The organism is Burkholderia sp. TSV86 (assembly GCF_001522865.1).
GTDB lineage: Bacteria > Pseudomonadota > Gammaproteobacteria > Burkholderiales > Burkholderiaceae > Burkholderia.
In genome coordinates, this window is record NZ_LOWB01000072.1 from 1 (window position 1) to 23,659 (window position 23,659).

16 protein-coding genes and 3 pseudogenes are annotated in these 23,659 nt (G+C 62.0%); 14 read left to right on the forward strand and 5 right to left on the reverse strand.

Annotation, left to right across the window (positions count from 1 at the left end; translation table 11 throughout):
• The first annotated feature begins 257 nt into the window (after positions 1–257).
• Positions 258–2,303, forward strand: a complete 2,046-nt coding sequence (locus WS68_RS10795) for a TonB-dependent receptor (protein WP_059570820.1) — start codon at positions 258–260, stop codon at positions 2,301–2,303.
• A 215-nt stretch (positions 2,304–2,518) separates the two neighbouring features.
• Here WS68_RS10795 and WS68_RS10800 read toward each other — a convergent pair whose 3' ends face one another.
• The 4 genes from WS68_RS10800 to WS68_RS10815 form a co-directional block, all read right to left on the reverse strand.
• Complete coding sequence (locus tag WS68_RS10800; protein ID WP_059570822.1) at positions 2,519–3,577, reverse strand: AI-2E family transporter; 1,059 nt, start codon at positions 3,575–3,577, stop codon at positions 2,519–2,521.
• Between the two features lie 241 nt (positions 3,578–3,818).
• Positions 3,819–4,403 (reverse strand): BPSL1445 family SYLF domain-containing lipoprotein, encoded by a 585-nt coding sequence (locus tag WS68_RS10805; protein WP_059570823.1) that lies wholly within the window; start codon positions 4,401–4,403, stop codon positions 3,819–3,821.
• Between the two features lie 59 nt (positions 4,404–4,462).
• Complete coding sequence (locus WS68_RS10810; protein ID WP_059570824.1) at positions 4,463–4,849, reverse strand: DUF883 family protein; 387 nt, start codon at positions 4,847–4,849, stop codon at positions 4,463–4,465.
• Between the two features lie 508 nt (positions 4,850–5,357).
• Positions 5,358–7,178: an ExeM/NucH family extracellular endonuclease gene (locus WS68_RS10815; protein ID WP_059570825.1), complete on the reverse strand. Its 1,821-nt coding sequence runs from the start codon at positions 7,176–7,178 to the stop codon at positions 5,358–5,360.
• A gap of 229 nt (positions 7,179–7,407) precedes the next feature.
• Here WS68_RS10815 and WS68_RS10820 point away from each other — a divergent pair, with 229 nt between their 5' ends.
• From WS68_RS10820 to WS68_RS10855, 8 genes and pseudogenes are all read left to right on the forward strand, one after another.
• Entirely contained in the window at positions 7,408–7,761 is a 354-nt protein-coding gene (locus tag WS68_RS10820) for a YciI family protein (protein WP_059570826.1), read from the forward strand.
• A gap of 222 nt (positions 7,762–7,983) precedes the next feature.
• Positions 7,984–8,397 (forward strand): YciI family protein, encoded by a 414-nt coding sequence (locus WS68_RS10825; RefSeq protein ID WP_059570827.1) that lies wholly within the window; start codon positions 7,984–7,986, stop codon positions 8,395–8,397.
• A gap of 199 nt (positions 8,398–8,596) precedes the next feature.
• Complete coding sequence (locus WS68_RS10830) at positions 8,597–9,862, forward strand: RNA polymerase sigma factor (RefSeq protein ID WP_059570828.1); 1,266 nt, start codon at positions 8,597–8,599, stop codon at positions 9,860–9,862.
• Positions 9,863–10,086: 224 nt separating this feature from the next.
• Positions 10,087–11,124, forward strand: a complete 1,038-nt coding sequence (locus tag WS68_RS10835) for an N-acetylmuramoyl-L-alanine amidase (RefSeq protein WP_059570829.1) — start codon at positions 10,087–10,089, stop codon at positions 11,122–11,124.
• A gap of 375 nt (positions 11,125–11,499) precedes the next feature.
• Positions 11,500–11,922: a rubrerythrin family protein gene (locus WS68_RS10840; RefSeq protein WP_059570830.1), complete on the forward strand. Its 423-nt coding sequence runs from the start codon at positions 11,500–11,502 to the stop codon at positions 11,920–11,922.
• Positions 11,923–12,067: 145 nt separating this feature from the next.
• Positions 12,068–12,878, forward strand: a pseudogene (locus tag WS68_RS26030) (hypothetical protein); the annotation flags it as partial.
• A gap of 17 nt (positions 12,879–12,895) precedes the next feature.
• Positions 12,896–13,057 (forward strand): annotated as a pseudogene (locus WS68_RS27575) (DUF3501 family protein); the annotation flags it as partial.
• A 575-nt stretch (positions 13,058–13,632) separates the two neighbouring features.
• Positions 13,633–14,625 (forward strand): transposase, encoded by a 993-nt coding sequence (locus WS68_RS10855; RefSeq protein ID WP_059570833.1) that lies wholly within the window; start codon positions 13,633–13,635, stop codon positions 14,623–14,625.
• Positions 14,626–14,789: 164 nt separating this feature from the next.
• On the opposite strand, the pseudogene WS68_RS26035 reads toward WS68_RS10855, so the two are convergent.
• Positions 14,790–15,720: pseudogene (locus tag WS68_RS26035) on the reverse strand (hypothetical protein); the annotation flags it as partial.
• Between the two features lie 449 nt (positions 15,721–16,169).
• On the opposite strand from WS68_RS26035, the gene WS68_RS10865 reads away from it, so the two are divergent.
• The 5 genes from WS68_RS10865 to WS68_RS10885 all read left to right on the forward strand — a co-directional run bounded on the left by WS68_RS10865 (position 16,170) and on the right by WS68_RS10885 (position 23,621).
• Positions 16,170–17,573, forward strand: a complete 1,404-nt coding sequence (locus WS68_RS10865; protein ID WP_059570924.1) for an undecaprenyl-phosphate glucose phosphotransferase — start codon at positions 16,170–16,172, stop codon at positions 17,571–17,573.
• A 42-nt stretch (positions 17,574–17,615) separates the two neighbouring features.
• Entirely contained in the window at positions 17,616–19,040 is a 1,425-nt protein-coding gene (locus WS68_RS10870) for a UDP-glucose dehydrogenase family protein (RefSeq protein WP_059570835.1), read from the forward strand.
• A 150-nt stretch (positions 19,041–19,190) separates the two neighbouring features.
• A complete protein-coding gene (locus WS68_RS10875) occupies positions 19,191–20,366 on the forward strand; it encodes a polysaccharide biosynthesis/export family protein (RefSeq protein ID WP_059570836.1) in 1,176 nt (391 codons plus the stop codon).
• Between the two features lie 49 nt (positions 20,367–20,415).
• Positions 20,416–22,644, forward strand: a complete 2,229-nt coding sequence (locus WS68_RS10880; RefSeq protein WP_059570837.1) for a polysaccharide biosynthesis tyrosine autokinase — start codon at positions 20,416–20,418, stop codon at positions 22,642–22,644.
• Between the two features lie 32 nt (positions 22,645–22,676).
• Positions 22,677–23,621: a glycosyltransferase family 2 protein gene (locus tag WS68_RS10885; RefSeq protein WP_059570838.1), complete on the forward strand. Its 945-nt coding sequence runs from the start codon at positions 22,677–22,679 to the stop codon at positions 23,619–23,621.
• Positions 23,622–23,659: the final 38 nt, after the last annotated feature.

Genomic DNA, 23,659 nt, shown 5'->3' on the forward strand with positions numbered 1-23,659 from the left:
CGTACGGCTCCTTTCATACTGAAAAAGTCCGCCGAAAACTCGACTACATCATGGCACTGTTTGCTGGGGGCCGATCAAATAGCCCATTGCGTTCAATGCTGTTATTACGACCTGGAATTGATACATTATATCATATCGTTTCCGGTGCGAGGCAGCCGGCGAATCTCTGTCTCACCTTCCACTCGCTATCGATGAATCCAGCAGACTCGTTCCATATCGTTCCACCCTTCGTGCGCAGGTTTTCGCCGCTTCATCCATTGCCGCTGCTGCTTGCCGCCGGCCTCGCGCACGGCCAGGACGCCGCGCCGGGCGCAGCCCTCGCGTCCACCGAGGCGCCCGCTGCGACACTGCCTCCAATCTTCGTGACCGCGAACCCGCTTGGCTCCGCCGCGCTGAGTTCGCCGACTGCGTCGCTGTCCGGCGACGCGCTGACCCTGCGCCGCACCGATTCGCTGGGCGATACGCTCAACGGTTTGCCCGGCGTGTCGACGACGACCTATGGGCCGATGGTCGGCCGCCCGATCATCCGCGGAATGGACGGCGACCGGATTCGTCTGCTGCGCAACGGCGTCGCGGCGTATGACGCATCGTCGCTGTCATACGATCACGCTGTTCCGGAGGACCCGTTGTCGATCGAGCGCATCGAGATCGTGCGCGGGCCGGCCGCGCTGCTGTATGGCGGCAATGCGGTCGGCGGCGTCGTCAACACGATCGATAACCGGATTCCGCGCGAACCGGTCAAAGGCGTGTCGGGCGCGCTCGACGCCAGCTATGGCGGCGCGAACAACGCGCGTTCGGGCGCGGCGCTCGTCGAAGGCGGCAACGGCCGCTTCGCGTTTCACGCGGACGCGTTCGATCGCCAGACGAGCGACCTGCGCATTCCCGGCTTCGCACATTCGGCCCGCCTGCGCGCGCTCGACGGCACGGACGCGGACGAGCCGTCAGGCCGCCTGCCGAATAGCGACGCCCGGCGTTATGGCGGCGCGGCGGGCGGCTCGTACACGTGGGCCGACGGTTACGTCGGCGCGTCATATAGCGGCTACGAGTCGAACTACGGCTCGGTCGCGGAAAGCGACGTGCGGCTCAAGATGCGCCAGCAGCGCGTGGCGATAGCATCGCAGGTGCGCAACCTGAGCGGCCCGTTCTCTCAATTGAAATTCGATTTCGCGTATACCGACTACGAGCACAAGGAAATCGAGGGCGGCGTGACTGGCACGACGTTCAAGAATCACGGCTACGAGGCGCGCATCGAGGCACGGCATCGTAAGCTCGGTCCGTTCGAGGGCGCGCTCGGCGTGCAGGTCGGCCAGAACACGTTCTCGGCGCTCGGCGACGAGGCGCTCGCGCCGACCACGCGCACGACGAGCGTCGCGCTGTTCGGCCTCGAGCAATGGCAGGCAACGAGCGCGCTGAAATTCTCCGCCGGCGTGCGTTACGAACACGTGAGCCTCGATCCCGCCGTAATCGACGGCACCCGGTTCGCATCTGCGCGCTCGCGTTCGTTCAATGCGGGCAGCGTATCGGCGGGCGCGCTGTATCAACTCGCGCCGGCGTGGGTGCTTGCGGGCAACGTCTCATATACGGAGCGCGCGCCCACGTTCTACGAGCTGTACTCGAACGGTCCGCACGGCGCGACGGGGCAGTTCCTGATCGGCAATCCGGATGCGCAGAAGGAAAAAGCGATCTCGACCGACCTATCGCTGCGCTATGCGAGCGGTCCAAACAAAGGCAGCATTGGCGTGTTCTATAGCCGCTTCAAAAATTATCTGACCGAATACAACACGGGCCGCGTCGTCGACGACAGCGACGAGCCAGTGCCGCCCAGCGCAGACGGCGCGTTGAACGAAGCCGTCTATCGCGGCGTGCGCGCGGAATTTTACGGCGTCGAACTGGACGGCAAGTGGCGCGTGTTCGATAAGCGCGGGCATCGCGTCGATATCGAGGCGACGGCCGACTACACGCGCGCGCGCAACGCCGATACCGGCGAGCCGCTGCCGCGTATCGCGCCGCTGCGCGCGACGCTCGCGGCCGATTATGGTTACGGGCCGTTCGGCGCGCGCGCGCAGCTTACGCACGCGTGGGCGCAGCATCGCGTGCCGCAGAACGATTTGCCGACCGACGGCTATACGTCGTTGGGCGTGGTGCTGACGTATAAATTCCGTGTCGGCGCGACGAACTGGCTTGCGTACTTGCGTGGCGACAACCTGACCAATCAGGACATTCGCTACGCGAGTTCGGTCGTGCGCGATATCGCGCCGCAAGGCGGGCGCAGCGTGATGGTCGGGATACGCTCGACGTTCTGAGCGGCGGCGTGCGTGCGGGGGCTGTCTGGCGGGCACGGCGAAGACGGCGGGTGGGCCGGGGCCGAAGGGCGTGCGTTGCGGGCCGTGCGTCGTGGGCCGTGCGTCGCGCCGGTGCCGTGCATCCGGCTTTTTGCCGCCGCTCGCGCGACGCGCGATTGCGCGATTTCATGCGGCGCGCGTTGCACGCGGCGCTCGCCGCAGGCCGGCGGCAGTGCTTACGATTCGTCGCCCTGTTCGGTGCGCGCGTAGATGTCCCAGCTTGCCATGAACAGCGCGGCAACGAGCGGGCCGATCACGAAGCCGTTGATGCCGAAGAGCGCCATGCCGCCGAGCGTTGAGATCAGCACGACCCAATCGGGCATTTTCGTGTCCTTGCCAACCAGGATCGGCCGCAGCAGATTGTCGACGAGTCCGATCACGCCGACGCAGAACGCAACGAGGATCACGCATTTCCAGATTTGCCCCGTCACTGCGAAATAAGCAGCGGCCGGCAGCCAAACGAGCCCCGCGCCGATAGCGGGCAGCAGCGACAGGAACGCCATCAGCGAGCCCCACAAAATCACGCCCTGGATTCCAAGAATCCAGAAGATGAGACCGCCGAGCGCGCCTTGCACGGCCGCGACCGCGATATTGCCTTTCACGGTCGCGCGCACGACGGTCGTGAACTTCGTCAGCAGATGCTGCTTGTGCTCGTCGTTGAGCGGCAGCGCGCGCCGCACGCGGCGGCCGATCTCGCCGCCGTCGCGCAGCAGGAAGAAAACGAGATAAAGCATCACGCCGAAGCTGACGACGAATTGAAACGTGTTCTGCCCGATGCTGAGCGCCTGCGATGCGACGAACTGGCTGATTGCCGCCGCGCCGTCGGTGAGTTTTTTCTGGATGCCTGCAATGTCGGTCAGCCCATAATTGCGCAGTACGCGCTGAACGGAGTTCGGCAGCGCGTGCATGATGTCGTGGAAATACTGCGTCATGTTCGGCTGCATCGCCTTGATCTGCTGATACGCATACGCGATTTCCTGCACGAGTGTGCCCGTGACGAACACGAGCGGCAGAATGACGATCAGGATGATCAGCGAAAGTGTGATGAGCGCCGCGAGGTTGCGCCGCTTGCCAAGGCGTGCTGCGAGCCAGCGCTGCACCGGCTGGAACAGGATCGCGAGAATGGTGCCCCAGAAGATCGCACCAAAAAACGGCATCAGGATCCAGCAGAGGCCGGCGGTGACGACGAACAGCAGCAGATGGAAGAATTTTTGATGATCGTTCCCGCTATCCATGGTGTGCTCGGGGAGGAAGGTTGATCGGATGGGCAAAGCCGCGCCGCCCCGATTATGCCTGCGACTGGGTTCGCACGGCATTAGGAATGCCGCGCGCCGAACGTGCATCGTTCGGGCTCCGATGGAAAAAAGGGAAAAGGTGCGCCGCCGCGTCGTGGCGGGCCGTGCATGAGGCGGCGTGATGCCAAGCGGCTGCCGCGCCTGCCCGGCGCATTGGCAGCCGTTTGGTAATGGTTCGACGTCAGAGTTTCAGCCGCGTCACTTTAGTGCCGTTTACCGACAGATCGCCCATCAGGCCGGCGTTCGTCAGCACGATCACTTCGACGGGCGAGGTCGCGCTCGACGAATCGACCGCGCCGTTCGCGCCCATCTTCACGAGCGCGACCGATGCATCGGCGCCGGCGGCCCAGCCGTCCGAGCTGCGGAATTTGTCGAGCGCGTCCTGCGTCATGAATAGAAATATGATCGCTTTCGACTGCGCGCCCGCCTGCAAGCCGACCGATACCGACGACGTATTGTAGTAGCCGACTGTTGCGCCGCCGACGCGCAACGCGCCATTGCCGCTCTGGCCGCCGACGATGAAGCCGGCTTGCAGCACGCTCGGGAACACAAGTACGCCGCGTGCTTTCGCGACCAGCTCGCGCGAGCCGGGCACGGTCGAGTACAGGCGCGAGAGCGTCGCGTTCACGCGTGCGTCGATCGCTTCGCGCGTCGATGCGTCGGATGCCGACGTCGACGGCTTGTCGGGCGTGGTGGTGCAGCCGGCGAGCGCCAAGCTGCCGAGCATGACCGCTGTGACCGCTTTTATCGCAAGTGTTTTACGCATTGCCTCGTCTCCGATAATACAAACGAAATGAAATGCCGGATGCGTTTGCCGACATCAGGTCAACGCCGGGCGAGCAGCAGTCCCGCGACGAACGCGACGCCCGCGAGGATGCCGGCGGTTTGCCACGGGTTGTCGCGCACGGCTTGCGCGGCGCGCTCGGTCGATGCCCGCAGGCGGTCGAGTGCGTCGTCGGACGCATCCTCGAGCGCGCTGCGCGCGGCGTCGATGCGCTGATGAAGGCGCTCGCGCAGTGCCGCGATGTCGCCGTCGTCCTTTTCCTTCAGCAAGTGCTCAAGCTCGTCGATCAACGAGCGCAGATCGTCGTTGACATCGGCATGCAGATCGCGCACCGCCGAACGGGTGCGGCGCGCTACGCGGCGTCCGGTGCGGCGCGCCTCGGAGAAACCGCGGTCCAGTTTATGCTCGATGTGATCGGTCAGTGCCATAAAAATCGTTCTCCTGAGTGATGAATGAACAGTCGAGACAACCAAGCCTTGCAATCAATGCGATCGGCTTTGGCAGGCAGAGTTCCGCAAATCCTGTGCCCGTAACCGTGGCAGATCGTCCCGCTGCGTTGCCGGGTAAAGGCGCGCGGGGATTTCAGGCGAATGGCCTTCGACGAGGAAATGGAAAATTTTCCGGATTATTTGCTTGAGCCGGTAAAAGTGGCGTGGCGCAAATGGGCCGCAGCGTCGGCAGGATGGGTATAGGATTTATCGGTGCTGTTTGATGGCGCGTTGCGTGGCGCTGAGAACGAAGCGCCCTCGTGCGCGCGGCGATGCGGGCCTGAGCGGGGCGGCGCGGCTGCGCGCGCGTGTCATGGTGCTCTGCGTTGCCGGAGTGCGCGGAGGCAATCCGGCAACGAACGTGCGGAGCATGGCTTGAGCCGAAAACGCAGGCGCCACGTTGACTTGCATGCCGCCGCACGATTGAACACGTTCGCTCGACAATCAATCAGCGGCCGCCCGGCAGCGCGATGTCGACCAGCACCGGATCGTGATCCGAAGAGCGATATGCGTCGGGGGCGTAATACGTGCGTTGCTGCTCGGCTGTCTTGTACGCGAGCGGGTACTGCAACGCGATCGGCTCGTCTGCGTTGATGTGCCACTCGTGCACGGCCTTCACGTGCGCCGCGAGCGGCAGCGTCGCGAGCGCGTGGTCGATATAGCCTGCCTCGCCGTTGTACGCGTAGCTATACGCGTCGGCGCCTATCCAGCGCGACACGAGATTCCGGTAGCCGCGCGATTCGAGCAGGCGGACCGGGTCTTCATACGTGTAGCTGTTGAGATCGCCGATCAGCAGCACGCCTTGGCCGGATACACCGGTAGGCGTGTTGGCGAGCCAGTCGGCGAGCTTCGCTGCCGCGCGCGTGCGCGTCGCGTTCCAGCAGCCTTGACCGTCGCCTTGATCGAGATCGTCGGCTGCCGCGCCCGGGCAGTTCTTCGATTTCAGATGATTGACCACGACCGTCAGCGCTTGCTTGCCGCCAACGCGCCGGAATGTTTGCGCAAGCGGCTGGCGGTTCTTGTCGTCGATCGCAAGCGTGGCTGCGCGGCCGATCGGCTCGACCTTGTGGCTGTCGTAGATCAGCGCGACTGCAATTGCGTCGCCGCCGAGTCTGGCCGTGCCCGGATCGACGACGCGCCAGTTGGCGCCAAGCTTCGCCGCGAGCTGGCGCACGGCGCTCAATTCTCCGTAGCCGTTGTTCTGGATTTCCATCAGGCCGATCACATCGGCGTCGAGCGCCTTCAGCGCGCTGACGATCTTTGCATCCTGGCGGAGGAATTCCTGATAGGTCTTCGCGCCGCGATTGGCAGGATCGTCGAAGCCGCCGCCCAGACCGTTGCCGTTGAAATAATTGAGCACGTTGAACGACGCGACCCGCAGGTTCGAATGCGGATCGCGTGCGGGCGCCGCGGTGCGCGGATTGCCGCGTGCGTTGAATGCCGGCGCGCTCGCGCCGGGCACGGGCTGCAGACGCCATGCGCCGTAGCGCATTTCGAGCACGCCTTCGACGTTGCTGACCGTGTAGCCCGTGCGTAGCGTATTGGCGGCGGAGAGCGCGGGCGCCGGATACGGCACGGCTGGCGGGTTTTGCTTGTTCGAGCCGTCGTCGAGGATCAGCCGGTTGCGAGCGTTCGCGTCGGCTTGCGCCTGCGCTTGAGCGGGCGGCGCAACGCTCGTCGGCGTGCGCAGGCGGCCGTTGCTGAGCAGCATGCTGCCGTAGCGGCCGAGTTCGTAGACGTCGGTGACGGTTAGCGTTTGCGGCAGTCGCACCAGCATCCCTTCATACGCGGCGAACGTGTTCGGGTTGTCGACCGGCAGCGTGAGTGTCGCGGGCATGACCGACTGGCCGCTCGCGCAGACCGCGATGCCGCCCGCGAGCGTGAGCTGCGTTTGTCCGTACTTCTCCTCGACCTTGCCTGTCACATGAACGAGATCGCCGGCCTGCGCGCGTGCTTTCGGCGCATAGACGAAGAGCCCCTCGGAGACGCCGGGCTGGTTGCGCCGTTGTGGATCGGCTTGCTGGACGAAGAAGCCGCCGAAACCGTCGGGGCCGCCGAAATCGGCGGTGACCACGGCTTCGATCGACACGTTCTGGCCAGCGAGCGGTGATGGCGTACCGGGGCCTTGAATTTCGGCGATTGGCGTTGCGCTGCCGCCGCAGGTCGAACTGACGGGCGCGGCGGTGGCCGCGACCGCCGGTGAGCACGCGATGGCCGCGACGGCGGGCAGAAGCGACAGGGTGGAGAACAAAGGAATTGGAATGCGCATGACGGATGGTCCGGGTGGTGAGGATTACGAAAGCTTAGCGGCGTATGTTGACAGTTTTTGGTAAAAATTGGACAGGATTGTGTAATTTGGCCGATTTTCATGGATGGACCGATATGCGTCGACCGATCAGAATAGGCGGGTGACAGATTGCACGCGCTGCTGGCCTGGGTTGGCGCGTGTCGCCCCGGCCAGTGCGATACGTTGTCGGATCGTTAGGAGGAGGACGCTGATGAGTTATCTGCTATTGATCGTCGAGCCGCGCGGCCAGCGCGCGGCGCGCACGCGCGAGGAAGGCGAGGCGTTATATGCGCGGATGCGCCACTGGGCGGACGCGCTAAGCTCGCGTGGGGTGTTGCGCTTGGCGGAATCGCTGGTATCGGATGACGATTCGCCGCGCGTGCAGACGCGTAACGGCGAGGTGCATGTCGTTGATGGGCCGTTTGCCGAAGCCAAGGAAATGATCGGCGGCTTCTTTTTGCTCGATGTTCAAACGCAAGGCGAAGCGCTTGCGATTGCGAAGGAGTGCCCGGCTGCCGAATGGTGCACGGTCGAGGTGCGGGAGATCGGGCCGTGCTTTTTGTGACTGACACGGCGGGCGACGTTTGCCGCGACAGACATTCGCCGTGCGTTTGTCGTGGCCAAACGGTGTGATCCCTTCTTTACGCTGCGTTCGTTTGCCGCTGAGGTGGGCAAAATCCGGGTTTCCCCTGATTCGGCGCGCCGCGTGTCGATCTGGCATTGCCTCGTTCGTCGTAGCGATAGGACGCCGCTTCCGGCGTCCGTTCACGATACCAAGGAGAGTGCGATGCGTTTCATGATCATGGTGAAAGCCAATGCGACGAGTGAATCCGGCGTGGTGCCCGACGAATCGCTGATCGCGACGATGGCGGACTATCACGAGGAGTTGGCGAAGGCGGGCGTGCTGCTTGACGCATCGGGGTTGCAGCCGTCGTCCAAGGGTTGGCGTATCCGCTATTCAGACGGCAAGCGCTCGGTCATCGACGGGCCGTTCGCCGAAACAAAGGAACTGATCGCAGGCTATACGTTGATCCAGGTGCGCTCGCGCGACGAGGCGCTCGAATGGACGCGCCGCTTTCCCGCGCCGTTCGGCGACGGCGAAGACGGCGAGATCGAGGTGCGGCAGATTTTCGAACTAGACGATTTCGAGCCGAGCGCCGCGCTCGAACGGTGCCGTGAACTCGAAAGCAAGCTCGGCTGACGTGAGCGCAATACAAATTCGATGGGCGGGGGAGCGAGGTGATGAGCATGGTTGCGTTCGTTGAAGCGTTACCGCGTTGCTCGGTGGTGCGCTCAGGCGCCTTTGGCCGCAGGCGGGCCGTGCTGGGCGGCGCGCGGCGTGTGCCGGCCCTGCCGTACACCGGGCCGGTGAGTGCAAAGGGGCTCGCCGAAGGGCGCACATGACCGAGGCCGCCGTTCACCGTGCCATCGACGCTGTCTGGCGGATCGAGTCCGCGCGGATCATCGCGCATGTCGCGCGGCTCGTGCGTGACGTTGGTGTTGCCGAGGAGCTTGCGCAGGATGCGCTGGTCGCGGCGCTGGAGCATTGGCCCCGCGAGGGCGTGCCCGACAAGCCGGGGGCATGGCTGATGACGGCCGCGAAGCGCCGCGCGCTCGACCATTTGCGGCAAAGCGCGCTGCATGCGCGCAAGCATGAGCAACTCGGCCTCGAACTCGATGCGCTCGGCGCGCACGTCGCACCCGACGTGGCCGACGTGTTCGAGGCCATGCGCGATGACGACATCGGCGACGACCTGCTGCGGCTCGTGTTCACGTCGTGCCATCCGGTGCTATCCACCGACGCGCGCGTGGCGCTGACGCTGCGCCTGCTCGGCGGGCTGACGACGGGCGAGATTGCACGCGCCTTCCTGGTGCCTGAGCCGACGATCGCGCAGCGCATCGTGCGCGCCAAGCGAACGTTGGCCGCGGCGAAGGTGCCGTTCGAGGTGCCGCGGGCGCCCGAGCGCGTGGCGCGGCTTGCTTCGGTACTCGAAGTGATTTATCTCATCTTTAACGAAGGCTATTCGGCGACGGCGGGCGACGACTGGATGCGGCCCGCGTTGACCGACGAGGCGCTGCGGCTCGCTCGCGTGCTGGCCGAACTCGCGCCGCAGGAGAGCGAGGTTCACGCGCTTGTTGCGTTGATGGAGCTTCAGGCGTCGCGCATGCACGCGCGTACCGATGCGCAAGGGCGCCCGGTGCTGCTGCTCGATCAGGATCGCAGCCGCTGGGACCCGCTGCTGATCCGGCGCGGCCTTGCCGCGCTCGCGCGTGCCGAAGCGCTGGGCGGCGCACGCGGCCGCTATGCGTTGCAGGCGGCGCTGGCCGCATGCCATGCACGGGCGCGTAGCGCGGCGCAAACCGATTGGATGGAGATCGTCGCGCTCTACGACGCACTCGCGCAAGTTGCGCCTTCGCCGGTCGTCGAATTGAATCGGGCCGTGGCGCTCAGCATGGCTTTCGGGCCGGCCGCGGGGCTCGAGATTGTCGACGCGCTCGTTGCGGACCCGGCGCTCGCGCGCTATCACTGGTTGCCGAGCGTGCGCGGCGATCTGCTTGCGAAGCTCGGCCGCCGCGATGAGGCGCAAGCGGAATTTCGCCGCGCAGCCGAGCTGACGCGCAATGCGCGCGAGCGCGAGCTGTTGCTTGCACGCGCGGCAGAATGACGGCGCGCATCGCGCGGGATTTCGCGCCGGCCGGCACAGGGGCATCCTCCGTTATCCGTCCTATCCCTCGATGTATCTGCGATGCGTAAACGAGCCGCGCAACGAACTTGAACTTACGTTGAGCTAACGACTCAGAGAGTCGCGCGACACTTTCTTGCGCATGTCATTCGCCCGGCGCAATGCGCCGACCATCAATCGCAGGTGACGACTTGAACGGAAAGGGTATGGCCGAAGAGGAAACGAAAATCATCAATGAAGGCAGGCGCGGGTTTCTCGCGCGTTCGTCGGCATTGCCGGCGGGAGTATTGGCATTGCCGTCGCTCGTGGGATGTGGCGACGGCGTGATCTCGAATGCACATGCAGAGAATTCTGCGTCGGCGGGCGGGGCTACCAGCAACGCTAGCTACACGATCGACAAGTCGATCAAATCGCCGAATCAGGATTCGCGTGTTCGGACGCTGGTGCTGCACTATACCGCACAGACATTGGCGGATTCGTTGGCATCCTTGACGGATCAGAACAAGCAGGTCAGCGCGCACTATCTCGTGCCCGACGCGCCGGACAACGGCCGGCGTTTCAAGGTATTCGAACTCGTGCCCGAAGCGTGCCGCGCATGGCATGCGGGGCTCAGTTACTGGCAAGGCGACCGGATGCTCAACGCGGGCTCGGTTGGCATCGAGATCGTCAATCTTGGCTTTCCGCCGGAGGATGAAACGCTGCCGCTGATGAACCGGCGCTGGTATCCGTATCCGGATGCACAGGTGGCCGTGTTCGGCAGGCTTGCCGCGGACGTGGTCGCGCGGCACCAGATTTTGCCGCACAAGGTCGTCGGTCATTCGGACGTCGCGCCTGGCCGCAAGACCGATCCGGGCCCGCTGTTTCCGTGGAAGCGGCTTTACGACGAATTCCGTATCGGTGCGTGGCCGCAGGCCGAGGCCGTCGCATATTACCGGAGCAGCAGGCCGTTCGCGGGCGATATCGCGAGCTTGCAATCGAAGCTGCTTGCATACGGCTACGACACGCCGCAAACCGGCCTGCTCGATGCGCAAACGGTCAACGTCGTGTCGGCGTTCCAGATGCACTTCCGGCCGTCTCGCTACGACGGCGTGCCCGATGTCGAGACCGTAGCCATTCTCGATGCATTGCTCGAGAAATACTTCAACCGGCCGCGCTCGCTCAGTATCAATCGGCAACTGCTGCCGAGCGTGCCGGCAGGCGAAAAGGGCGGCGATGTGTGGCCGCTTCCTGCCGCGCCGCGCTGACCCGCTGCCGATAGGGCGCGCGCCGCATGACAGCGGCGCGCGTCGTGCGATCCGGCGGCACGAATCGGCAGCGCGGCCGATGCTCGCGCGAGCGCCACCAGGTTGCCGTTGCGCGCCAAAGCCCGCGAATTCGTTCGTTTTTGACACGGCCATTTCCGCCGTTGCGCGGATATCGCAGCCATCGCCGCGGCTTTGCCGTTTCAAGCTACCTCCACCACTATTGCCGCGCTATCACCGGCATTAAAAGTGCCTATTGGGAACGCGCGTGCGACCGTCTAGATTGGAATGCACGATGGCGGACGCGCATTGATCGTTCTCCGCAATAATCGTTCCCGTCCGGTGTCGCCTGCGCGGGTGCTCGATTCGTAGGCTTAAATGGCACCGCTCAAGGGCAGCAAGACCGGGCAGAACTTGAAGCACGCATTCGTGGGCGAGTCGCAGGCGATTCGCCGCGACCTGTATTTCGCGGCCAAAGCGGACGTCGAGGGGCAGAACGATGTCGCTATGTTGTTTCGTTCGACTGCCGAAGGCGAGACCGGCCATGCGCACGGCCATCTTGAATATCTGGAGGCGGTCGGCGATCCGGTAACGGGTTTGCCGTTCGGCACGTCGCGGTTGAACCAGCAATCGGCAATCGCCGGAAAAACACGCGAATACACTGCTATGTATCCGGGCGTAGCGAAGAGCGCACGCGAAGAAGGTTTCGATGAAATCGCCCACTGGTTCGAAACGCTGGCGAAGGCGGAGCGTAGTTATGCGAACCGGTATGCGAAGGCGTTGGATGCTTTGGTCGACTGATAGCCGACCGCTCTCACGCGCGAGCCGGCGCGCGAACATGCTGGTTAACCAGATTTTGCATAGGCGGGAGTGAACCGGCGCTGGGTTGCCGCGCTCAAAGTGGCCGCGGTCCGGCCGAGGCGGCTGCGACACGATGGAGCCTGCGATGTCTCACCGAGAAGGCTGTCTGGAGGCCCCACCCGGCATCCGCTCGATTGGCGCTCGGATGCGTTCTGCAATCAAGCCGCGATCGACACCGAACTCGCGTGAGTGTTCGATATTTGCGCCGGCTGCTGGCGTTGAGTGTCGCTATGCGGTGCGTTTCCGGCTTTGTTCGACCTCGTCGATGAAACCGATACGGGCGAAGCGCATGATATCGGTCCGAACTCATTCGGCAAGGTCGCCGATCAGTGTTATTTATGCGACCTTTGCTATATGACCAAATGCCCATACGTGCCGTCGCATCCATGGAACGTCGATTTTCCGCACCTGATGCTGCGTGTGAAGGCGGCGGGCCACAAACGCAATGCAGTCCGGTTGTGCGATAAGGTAATGCCGAACACCGATGCGCTCGGTTATTTCGCGGGCATTCCGATTGTCACGCGGGCGGTCAATGCCGCCAATCGCACAAGCACTGTGCGCGGTGGGCCCGACGCAACGCTCGGTGTCGATCGACGCATAGCTGCCGGAATCCGCGCGACATGAGTTTCGGCGCGCCGCTCGCCGAATACGCCGCCGTGCGACGGTGCGTGCACGGCCTGGCGCGTCGCGGTCTATGCGACTTATTGCGTGAACTGCAACGCGCCCGCCATCGGTCACGATTTGCTTTCCATACTCGAACACAAGTGCGCACGGTTGCCGATGCGCTCTGGGACCCGTTCGAATACGTGGTTGCGCGCCATTGAGACGGCTTGTTGAAAGCCGATTTCAAGAATGGGCTTGGCACTGTGTCGCATCACGTGTCGTTCCATGCGCGTGGGCGAACGAGAAAACGTTTGCCGTGCATTTCGTACGATTCGAGTTCAGCGGCGCAATGAAAGTGAAGCTCAAGGCGGGAACGCTGCTTTTGATCGGTTGCGATCATCCCGACTATCCGTTTCAAGCCGAACCGATCGACTCAGAAGTCGCCGTGTCGCTCGCGAGCGGTCTCGACTGAGCGTCAAAATTCCATCCTGCGCGGCCAGCGCGACATTTCATTGGTCGAAGTTAAGTGTCTCTGATATTGCATGAAGCGGAGATAATGGGACTGTGGAAATTATTCGGTTGCTGATCTGTAAAAAACATCGTCTGATTTTATGAGTTTACCGCTGTTGTATAAATCGGAAAATTGATTCCGAGTGAGGCTGGGGTTTGTGTCTGATGCTATTTCCAGTGCAGTATTTAGTTTCGTCTTTATTTTTTGTGAGCGGTACTCTTTAGGAGTGTTTGTAAAAAATAAAAATATTAATCAACTCCTTCTTCATGAATTTGATTGTTGTTTTGGCGGGGAATATCGAGCAGGCTATATATTGCTATAAAACTTGGTGATGATATGCTCCATGCATAAAAAGAATTGCATCGAGTGAGACAGAGGTTTGTGCATCGACGGTGAGAATGCCGGCATTGTGCTAGTGCTTGATGTGTCGGCGTGCACAACCCTGGTGTTCATGTGCAACCTGGCTGCAGCCGCAGGCGCGGTGTGCTTGCGGTCTGCCGCCAATCGCAGCCCGGCCTGGCTGCGTGGAGAAACCTATGTTCTTCGATGAGCTAAATGATGCTGAGTGGGCCCGTCTCTCGACATTGATTGTGGATGAACCCGTCCGGCTGAATCGGCGAGGCAGGCCGCGTGCTGAGAATCGAATCGTCGCGAATGCCGTATTGTGGATTCTCACGACTGGCGAACCGTGGTCGAAATTGCCTAGCCGCTATCCGTCCGGCCCGACGTGCCGGCGGCGCTTCGAGGATTGGCTCGCCAGCGGTTTGCTTGCAGAGATGGTGAAGGTGCTCTCCGACGAGAGCGGCCGTAGGTTCGCCTATGTGCCGCCGCCCGCGCCGGATGCGGCGGCGCGCCGGGCGCCCGAGGCGGCGGCCGATTGCGACCGTCTGCGCGGGGTGTTTTGGCAAAATCCGCAGTCGTGGCGTTTGCCGCTCGCTCAACCGAGCATGGCGGCCACTGAGGTAGCCGTGAGAGACGACGATCGCGACACCGACGCACGAAATGGCCGCAGCCTTGCCGCCACAGGTGCGACGGCAATGCGCGACGGCCGGCCTGGACATGGCAGAACCTACCTGACATCGTTCAACGACGCGACGCGCGTTTCGCATCAGACCGAAACTTATCGCGGCTATACCGTGTACGGAGGCGCACGGCCAGTGCGAAACCTGATGTATCGCGCGTGGGCCGAGATCGTGCAGGAAGACCGCCGAGTCGAGCGCTCGGGGCTCATTGGGCCGCGCTTTACCGACGCGGAATCGGCGGAGCATTATGCACTCGATTGGGCGCGCTGTTGGATCGACCGGCATTGCCCGTCGGCCAACATTACGTCGATCGAGAAAGCGGCGCCCGAAGCCGTGTGTGCTGCGGACCAGACGATGGCGACGATTGCGGAGTTATCCGCGATCGCATCGGCCGAATCCAAGATCACACACCTTGCGGCCGAGAGGTGCCGCACGGCGGATAATCGTGACGATGCGTCGAAAAACCAGCTTGATCGGCATGAATATGCCGAATATCGGATCGGTTGAAAATCGTACTGGCGGGCCAGGCGCCATCCGGTTCTCGCAGGGGTGACGGGCGGGCTTGCCGGACCCCGAGCGGTGGTTCCGGAATCAAAGCGTGGCGGACTGAATGAGCGCGCTGCATCGCGGCCTGATGGGGGCGATGCAGTTTCATGTTCGACACCGTGTCGATGGCGTCTGCAGGCATCGTCGAAACGGACGTTGTTGTCTTTGCCAGGGTACGGGTCCGATTGCACTTCGATCCATTCGAGTGACATCTTGCCGGGGTTTTCGAGCCGGTTCGTCGTACCAAGCGGGATGTATGTCGATTCGTTCTCCGAACGCAGGAACATTTCATCGCCACGCGTGATGTGCGCGGCGCCGCGCACGGCGATCCAGTGTTCGGTGCGAGGATGATGCATTTGCAACGACAGTCGCGCACCCGGCTTGACGGCGATTCGCTTGCCCTGAAAACGTCAGGCGCTATCGACCGAATCGTAGTATCCCCACGGACAATGCGCCGTGCGGTGGGCTAATGCTTCCGCGCCAGACTCGCTCTTCAGGCGGCCGGCGGTTTTCTTGACTTCCTGCAGGTGTGTGCGACCGGTGACGAGAATCGCGTCGGAGATTTCGACCATGACGCGATTGTGTGTGCAGACACATGCGAACAGGTGTTCTTCCGAATGCGCGAACGTCGATGAGGCATGCCCGATGCACACACGGCCGCGTGCGACGTTGCCATCCCGGGCGAATGGTTGCGCAGACAACGGCCCCATGACCGCACGGTCGGCCAGTATGACAGCCGGCGACTGTGTCGCCGCCGCCAGTGCTAGCACGCAGTGCGGTGGTCGTTGGCGCGGGTGCGGTATCGCGGCTGCCCGGTTCGGGTACAAGCGTCGCATTCTTGCTGGCGAGCCGAAATTGCTCAGCAGTCGTGAAGCTGTGCTCTTCGCCACACTCGACGAGAATTCGTTCGAATAGCGGAAGACCCGCCGATCGACCATCGAGGCAGCACACAGTCGATTGCAGCATCGATTCATTGCCGAGCAGATTAAACAGTTGTATCGAATGATGCTCGCGCGGCATCTGCCAGGGTCGCATATCTGAACAAGCGGCCAACATGAACCGGTGCGAGCATTGTCTCAATGAATGTCGGTGGCGAACGCCGTGTTCATAGTGACGCTCTTTGAATGGAAGCAAAAAGGCAGTGCCAATGTTGTAGCGTGACGTAAATTGACGATAAGTGCACGGTATTGGTACATAAAGCCGATGGCATGCCGCAAATAGATAGAAAAATATGATGCTGCGAAAAGCAACGTATAAAAATAAAAAATAATTGATTTAAAGAAAATGAAAGCTATGATGATTTGGTACTCGTTCGGAATCTAGGATTCGATCGAATTTGCCAAAATAAAAATATAAAAACTGCTGTCAGAAAAAAATTCGGGATCGGAAAGTGATGACTTTTTTTGGAAATAATTCTGTCCTTGCGGCAGGAATTTTATTGAAGGTTCAATAGCGTCATGCACTGTTTTGACCAGATGCTGTTCTGGCAGCACGAGGACGCAACCATGTTGAGCGTACAGGCTAGGGTGATTGATATCGCGATGGTGGTTGTGGGCACGCTGATCGCCGCGCTGCTGCACCAGGGGGGGCGCATGTGGCTCGATGATCTCCAGCAAACGATGCTGGTGTTCGACTGCATGCTCGTCGTCGTGTTTTTTCCAGCGTTCGGCATTTATCAATCCTGGCGCGGCATGCCGATGTTCGGCCTGATGTGGCGCGTGTCGGTTGCTTGGCTCGTCGTCGAGGGAGCAGGCATCTTGATGAGTTTCGGCGTGCATCACGCAAGCGAATTTTCGTATTTATGGCTCGGCTATTGGGCAGTTGCGACGATTACATTGCTGATTACATCAAAGGCGTGCGCGCATGCAGTGCTGCGGCAGTTGCGGCGCGGCGGCTACAACCACAAGGCGGTGGCGATCGTTGGCAGCGTGCATGCGGTGGCGGCGAGGCGTCTCGTCGCGCATATGCGTGCGCGTCCGGATGCGGGCTTCAACCCTGTCTGTATCTATGACGCATCTGGCGGCGCCGTCGATGCGAAAACCCGTCCGATGCCGCTTGGCCTGGACGGCATCGTGATCGAGCGCTGCTTTGCCGAGCTGGTGCGGCGCGTGCGGGGCCGCGAGATTCGCGAGCTATGGCTCGTGCTACCACTGTCGGAGGAGCCGCAGATTCACCGGATCGTGACCGAGTTTCGCCACGATTTCGTCAACATTCGTTTCATTCCTGATGTGCGTAGCGTGTCGCTTTTCAATCAGGACGTGGTTGAGTTGCTTGGCGTGCCGGCGATCAACCTTGCCGCATCACCGATCACCGACATGAGGATTTTGCCGAAGTTCGTGTTCGACCGGATGTTCGCGCTCGCGGCGCTCGTGTTGCTCGCACCAGCGATGCTGACGATCGCCGCGCTCGTCAAATCGACTTCGCCCGGCCCCGTGTTTTTCAAGCAAAAGCGCAAGGGAGTCGACGGAGGCGAGTTCGAAATCTATAAGTTTCGCTCGATGAAGGTTCATCAGGAAAGGGCCGGGCAGATCACGCAGGCCACGAAGGACGATTCGCGCGTGACGCCCGTTGGCCGCTTCCTGCGCCGCACGAGCCTCGATGAGTTGCCGCAGTTCATCAACGTGCTGAAGGGCGAGATGTCGGTGGTCGGCCCGCGCCCGCACGCGTTGGAGCACGACGATATCTACAAGGATCTCGTGAACGGCTACATGTTCCGCTACCGGATCAAGCCGGGCATCACGGGTTGGGCGCAGATCAACGGCTTTCGCGGCGAAACGGCCCGCATCGAGCAGATGGCTGCCCGCGTGAAGCTGGATTTGTACTACATGCAGAACTGGTCGTTCTGGCTGGACATCAAGATCGTCGCGCTGACGTTATGGAAGGGCTTTACCTGCAGTAACGCGTATTGAGCACGACAAATTTTACGGCTCACTGGCTAAAAGGTTCGACAGATGAATTTGACAATCGTCGGCAGCGGATATGTTGGGCTCGTCACGGGTGCGTGTTTTGCTGATATCGGCCATGATGTTTTTTGTCTCGATGTCGATCAGTGCAAGATCGGCATCCTAAATAGCGGCGGCGTGCCGATCCACGAACCGGGGCTCGCACAGATCATTGCACGCAATCGCGCGGCGGGCCGCCTGCAGTTTTCGACTGACATCGAGGCGGCAGTTGGGCATGGCGACGTGCTGTTCATCGCGGTCGGCACGCCTGCCGACGAAGACGGTTCGGCCGATCTTCAATACGTGCTGGCTGCCGCGCGCAACATCGGCCGCCATATGACGGGCTTCAAGGTCATTGTCGACAAGTCGACGGTGCCTGTTGGCACCGCCGAGCGTGTGCATGCCGTGGTTGCGGAGGAACTGCGCAAACGTGGCGAGGACAGTGCAATGTTCTCGGTGGTGTCGAATCCGGAGTTTCTGAAGGAAGGTGTGGCACTCGAGGATTTTACGCGGCCGCAGCGGATCGTGATTGGCGTGGACGACGATGTGCCCGGCGAATTCGCACGTGAGCTGATGAAAAAACTCTATGCGCCGTTTAATCGCAATCATGAGCGCACGCTGTACATGAGCGTGCGTTCGGCCGAGTTCACGAAGTATGCGGCGAACGCGATGCTTGCGGCACGCATCTCGTTGATCAACGAGATGGCGAATCTCGCGGACCATTTCGGCGTGGATATCGAAGCGGTTCGGCGAGGAATCGGTTCAGATCCACGGATCGGCTATCACTTCCTGTATGCGGGTTGTGGCTATGGCGGTTCGTGCTTTCCGAAGGATATCGAAGCATTGATTCGCGCCGCGGATGAGCATGGGCAGCCGTTGCGTGTGCTGGAGGCGGTATCGAAGGTCAATGACGAGCAGAAGCGCAGGCTCGCGAAGATGGTGATTGCGCGCTTCGGCGAAGACTTGGCGGGCCGCCGCTTCGGCGTTTGGGGACTCGCGTTCAAGCCGGACACCGATGATATGCGGGAAGCGCCGAGCCGCGTGCTGATTGCCGAGTTGCTTGCGCATGGTGCGCATGTCGCCGCCTATGATCCGGTTGCGCGAGCCGAAGCCGAGCGCGTGCTCGCGCTCGATCTGCATGCGTGGCCGCAAGCGCTCTCTCGTCTTGCGTTCGTCGACGATGAGAGCGAGGCCGCGCAGGACGCGGACGCGCTCGTGATCGTCACCGAGTGGAAGGCGTTCAAGAGCCCGGATTTCGATGTGCTCCGCAAGCGTTGGAAAATGCCGGTGATTTTCGACGGTCGCAATCTGTATGAACCGCTCGCGATGCGCGAACTGGGCATCGAATATCACGCGATCGGGCGCACTGGCGCGATGCCGCATGCCGGCGCGACGGGCACGGGATTTTCACTGACTGCGCGCATCGGAGTTTGAACACATGGCTTGCGCCATGTCCCGCTATTTCGAATCGGCGCAACCGTTGGCAGGCGGAAAATTAACCTTGCCGGCAAAGGGGAGCGAAGATCGCCTGCCGCGAGCGCGGCCATTGATCGAACGCCTGGCCCAAGGATAACTGCAAAAACTATGCTGAATCGCCCGCTTAGACTGATGGTGCTTGTTGTCGCGCTCGCGTTGCTGTTGCAGGCATGCTCGACTGCGCCAGGTCATTACCTGAATACGTCGCGGCTGGACGACAACGACAAGCAACCGGACATGCGTTACCGTGTGAGGCTCGTCACCGCCGAACTGATCGTTTCGCAGGTCGAAACGCAACACAACGAGCGGCCGCTGCCGCCGGCGCGCTACACCGATGCATCGCAATACGTGTACCGAATCCAGCCACAGGACATTCTCGGCGTTACTGTCTGGGATCATCCCGAACTGACGACGCCGCAAGGCCAGTCGTTCTCCAGCGGCGGCAATACCACGCAGACGATTGCAGGCGCGCTGCAGCAGCCTTATACGACTGCGCTTCCGGGTCAGGCCGATCCTTACGGGCAAACGGTCGGTTCCGACGGCACGATCTATTTTCCGTTCGTTGGCCGTCTGATGGTCGCGGGCAAGCCGGTCGGCCGGGTGCGCGACGAACTGGCCGCTAGGCTTGCCCACTATGTGAGGAATCCTCAGGTTGATGTGCGCGTGCTGTCGTATCGCAGCCAAAAAATACAGGTGACGGGAGAGGTGAAAACCCCCGGGCCTCTCGCGATGACGGATGTGCCGCTCACGCTGGTCGATGCGCTCACGCGCTCGGGCGGCACGACTGCCGAAGCGGATCTGCAGCGCGTGCGTCTCACGCGCGGCGGTAAGTTCTATCAGCTCGACGCGAATGCAATGCTCGATCGCGGCGATGTCACGCAGAACGTGATGTTGCAAGCGGGCGATGTCGTCAACGTGCCGGATCGCGCCGACAGCCGTGTGTTCGTGATGGGCGAAGTGAGAACGCCCGCTACGGTGCCGATGCTCAAAGGCCGTTTGACGATTGCCGATGCGCTGACGGCGGGTGGCGGGATTCTCGATACCGATGCAAACCCGCGTCAGATATACGTGTTGCGCGATCTGAAGGATAAGCCCAATACGCCGGACATTTTCCGTCTCGACATGACACAGCCTGATGCGCTGATGCTCTCGAGCCGCTTTCAGTTGCAGCCGCTCGATGTCGTTTATGTCGGCACGGCCGGATCGGCGCACTTCAACCGCATCTTGCAGCAGATCTTCCCAACGATCCAATCGATTTATTACATGAAGCAGATCACGCACTGATCGGCTCCCGGGCCGCCGCGCGGTCCGCGTCAACCTCAAGCGGAAAAGCATGGTGAATACGCAAGCGCCACATCCGTATGCCGGCCTCGCGGTGAAGACCGATGAGGAGGATGTCGTACTCGGTCATCTGCTCCAGGTGATCATAGACGATATCTGGCTGCTGCTCGGCATCGCGCTCGTTGTCGTCGCGTTTGCCAGCTTCTACTGCTATGTCGCGAAGCCTATGTATTCAGCGGATGCGCACGTGCGGGTGGAGTCGGGCGACAGCACTTCTCAGGCGCTTACGCAAACGCAGACGGGCGCCGTGATCAATAGCGGCCCGCCGACGCCGCAGACCGATGCCGAAATCGAGATCATCAAGAGCCGCGGCGTCGTCGCACCGGTCGTCGAGCAGTTCAAGTTGAATGTATCGGTGATGCCGAAGACGTTCCCGATCCTCGGCGCGATCGCTGCGCGGCTTGCGGCGCCGGGGCATCCGGCCGAGCCGTGGCTGGATATGCCGTCATACGGATGGGGCGGCGAAGAGGCCGTGATCGATTCAATCATGGTGGCGCCCGCGTTCGAGGGCAGGAAGCTAACGCTGACGGCAGGGACGGCAGACGATTTTACGCTTACCGATCCGGACGGCAGGCTGCTGCTGAGAGGCAAGCTCGGCAAAATCGAACGCGGCGCGGAGGTGACGATGAAGGTGACGAAGCTTATCGCGCGGCCCGGCACGCAGTTCGTCGTGGTTCGGCTGAACGATCTCGATGCAATCACCGGATTTCAGTCCGGTATTCAGGTAAGCGAACAGGGCAAGCAGACAGGAGTGATTCAGATCTCGCTCGAAGGAAACGACCCCGAACAGACTGCACAGATCGCGAACGCGCTCGCACAGTCGTATCTGCATCAGCACGTGACGAGCAAACAGGCGGAGGCGACCAAGATGCTCGAGTTTCTGAAAAGCGAGGAGCCACGCCTGAAGGCGGATCTTGAACGAACGGAAGCGCAGCTGACCGAATATCAACGCACGTCCGGGTCGATCAATGCGAGTGACGAGGCGAGAGTCTATCTCGAAGGCAGCGTTCTGTACGAGCAGCAGATCGCCGCGCAGCGGCTACAGCTCGCGTCGCTCGCGCAGCGTTATACGGACGAGCATCCGCTCGTCGTTGCAGCGCGCCGGCAACTCGGTCAACTCGAAGCCGAGCGCTCGAGGTACGAGCGAAAATTTCGCGGTCTGCCCTTGACGGAAGCGAAGGCGGTGGCATTGCAACGCAATGCGAAAGTCGCTGAGGATATCTACGTGCTACTGCTAAACCGTGTGCAGGAGCTGTCGGTGCAAAAAGCGGGCATGGGAGGCAATATCCGGCTCGTCGATGCCGCGCTGCGCCCCGGCCAGCCGATCAAGCCGAAGAAGGCGCTGATCCTGTCGGCGGCGATGCTGCTTGGTTTGATTGTCGGCACGGGTGCCGTGTTCCTGCGCCGCAATTTGTTGCGTGGTATCGAGGATCCGGATCGCATCGAGCGCATGTTCAATTTGCCGCTCTACGGTCTCGTGCCGCATAGCGACGAACAGGCGCGTCTCGATGCATCGGCGCGCAACGCGGCTGGGCGTGCGCCGCAGCCGATTCTCGCGTGTGTGAAGCCGAAGGATATGAGCGTTGAAAGTCTGCGCAGCCTGCGCACGGCGATGCAGTTCGTCATAACGGAGACGAAGAACCGCGTGGTTTTGCTGACCGGTCCGATGCCCCGCATCGGCAAGAGTTTTCTCGCTGTTAATCTTGCCGCACTCGTCGCGCATTCGGGTAAGCGGGTTTTGCTGATCGACGCCGACATGCGGCGCGGCATGCTCGAGCGCCATTTCGATGCCGAGCCGGCAAGCGGCTTATCGGAACTGCTGAGTGGTCAGGCTGCGTTGGAGGAGGCGATTCGCGAAACGACGGTGCCGGGGCTGTCGTTCATTTCGTCCGGCGCCTGTCCGCCGAATCCGTCCGAGCTTCTGATGTCGCCACGGCTGTCTCAATATCTCGACGGTATCGCGAAGCGATACGACTTGGTGCTCGTCGATTCACCGCCAATCCTTACCGTCACCGATGCTGCGATCCTTGGCGAACTCGCCGGCGCGACCTTCCTGGTGCTGCGCTCCGGCATGCATACCGAAGCCGAAATCAGCGATGCGATCAAGCGGCTGCGCACCGCGGGTGTGTATCTGCAAGGTGGAATCTTCAACGGCGTGCCGCCGCACACGCGCGGCTATGGCCGAGGCTGTGCGGCCATGCACGAATACCTGGGCGCGTGACACCGGCCTGTTCCTCAATCGACCAGATAACGATGAAACTCTCCGTACTCGTGCCGACTTATCGACGTCCCGCGGATCTTGCGCGTTGCCTGATCGCGTTACAACGGCAGCGCGTGGCGCCTGACGAGGTGATCGTCGTCGCGCGTTCCGACGACGCCGCAACCCACGAGCGGCTCGCCGATCCGCTCGTGCGCGGCGCGCTCGCGCTGCGCGTCGTCGCGATCGACGTGCCGGGGCAGGTGGCGGCGTTGAATCGCGGACTCGACGCCGTAAATGGCGACGTAGTCGCGATCACCGACGACGACGCTGTGCCCCGCGCCGATTGGCTTGAGCGAATCGGCGCGGCGTTTGCCGCCGATGCGCGGCTCGGCGCGATTGGCGGCCGGGATTGGGTGTATGAGAACGGGCGTTTGCTAGATGGAAAGCATACGCTGGTGGGCCGGGTGACCATGCTGGGCAAGATTGTCGGCAATCACCATCTCGGCGTCGGGCAGGCGCGTGAAGCCGATACGCTAAAAGGGGCCAACATGAGCTATCGCGTTGCGGCAATCGGCGGGCTGCGCTTCGATACACGTTTGCGTGGAGCCGGTGCGCAGACGTATAACGACACGTTGTTCAGCATGTGCGTGAAGCGTGCGGGCTGGAAGCTCGTCTACGATCCGGCCATTGCCGTGGATCATTACCCGGCTGAGCGCTTCGACGACGACCGGCGCGGCGTCGCGTCGATGACGGCGCTATCGAACGCGGCTTACAACTTGCATTTGACCTTGCGCGAGCATTTGTCGCCTGTGCGGTGCGAGATCGCGTGGTGGTGGTGGACGTTCGTCGGCACGCGCTTATATCCGGGCCTCGTGCATGTCGCGCTGACACTGGCGGCGAGCAACGGCGCGATCACGCGCGAGCACTGGCGCGCAGTGCGGCGGGGCGCGCGCGACGCGCGGCGCGCGGCGCCGTCTACGCATCGGCGCAATGCATGACCGGATGCCTGTCGATGTGCTTTGCATGTCGAACCGAT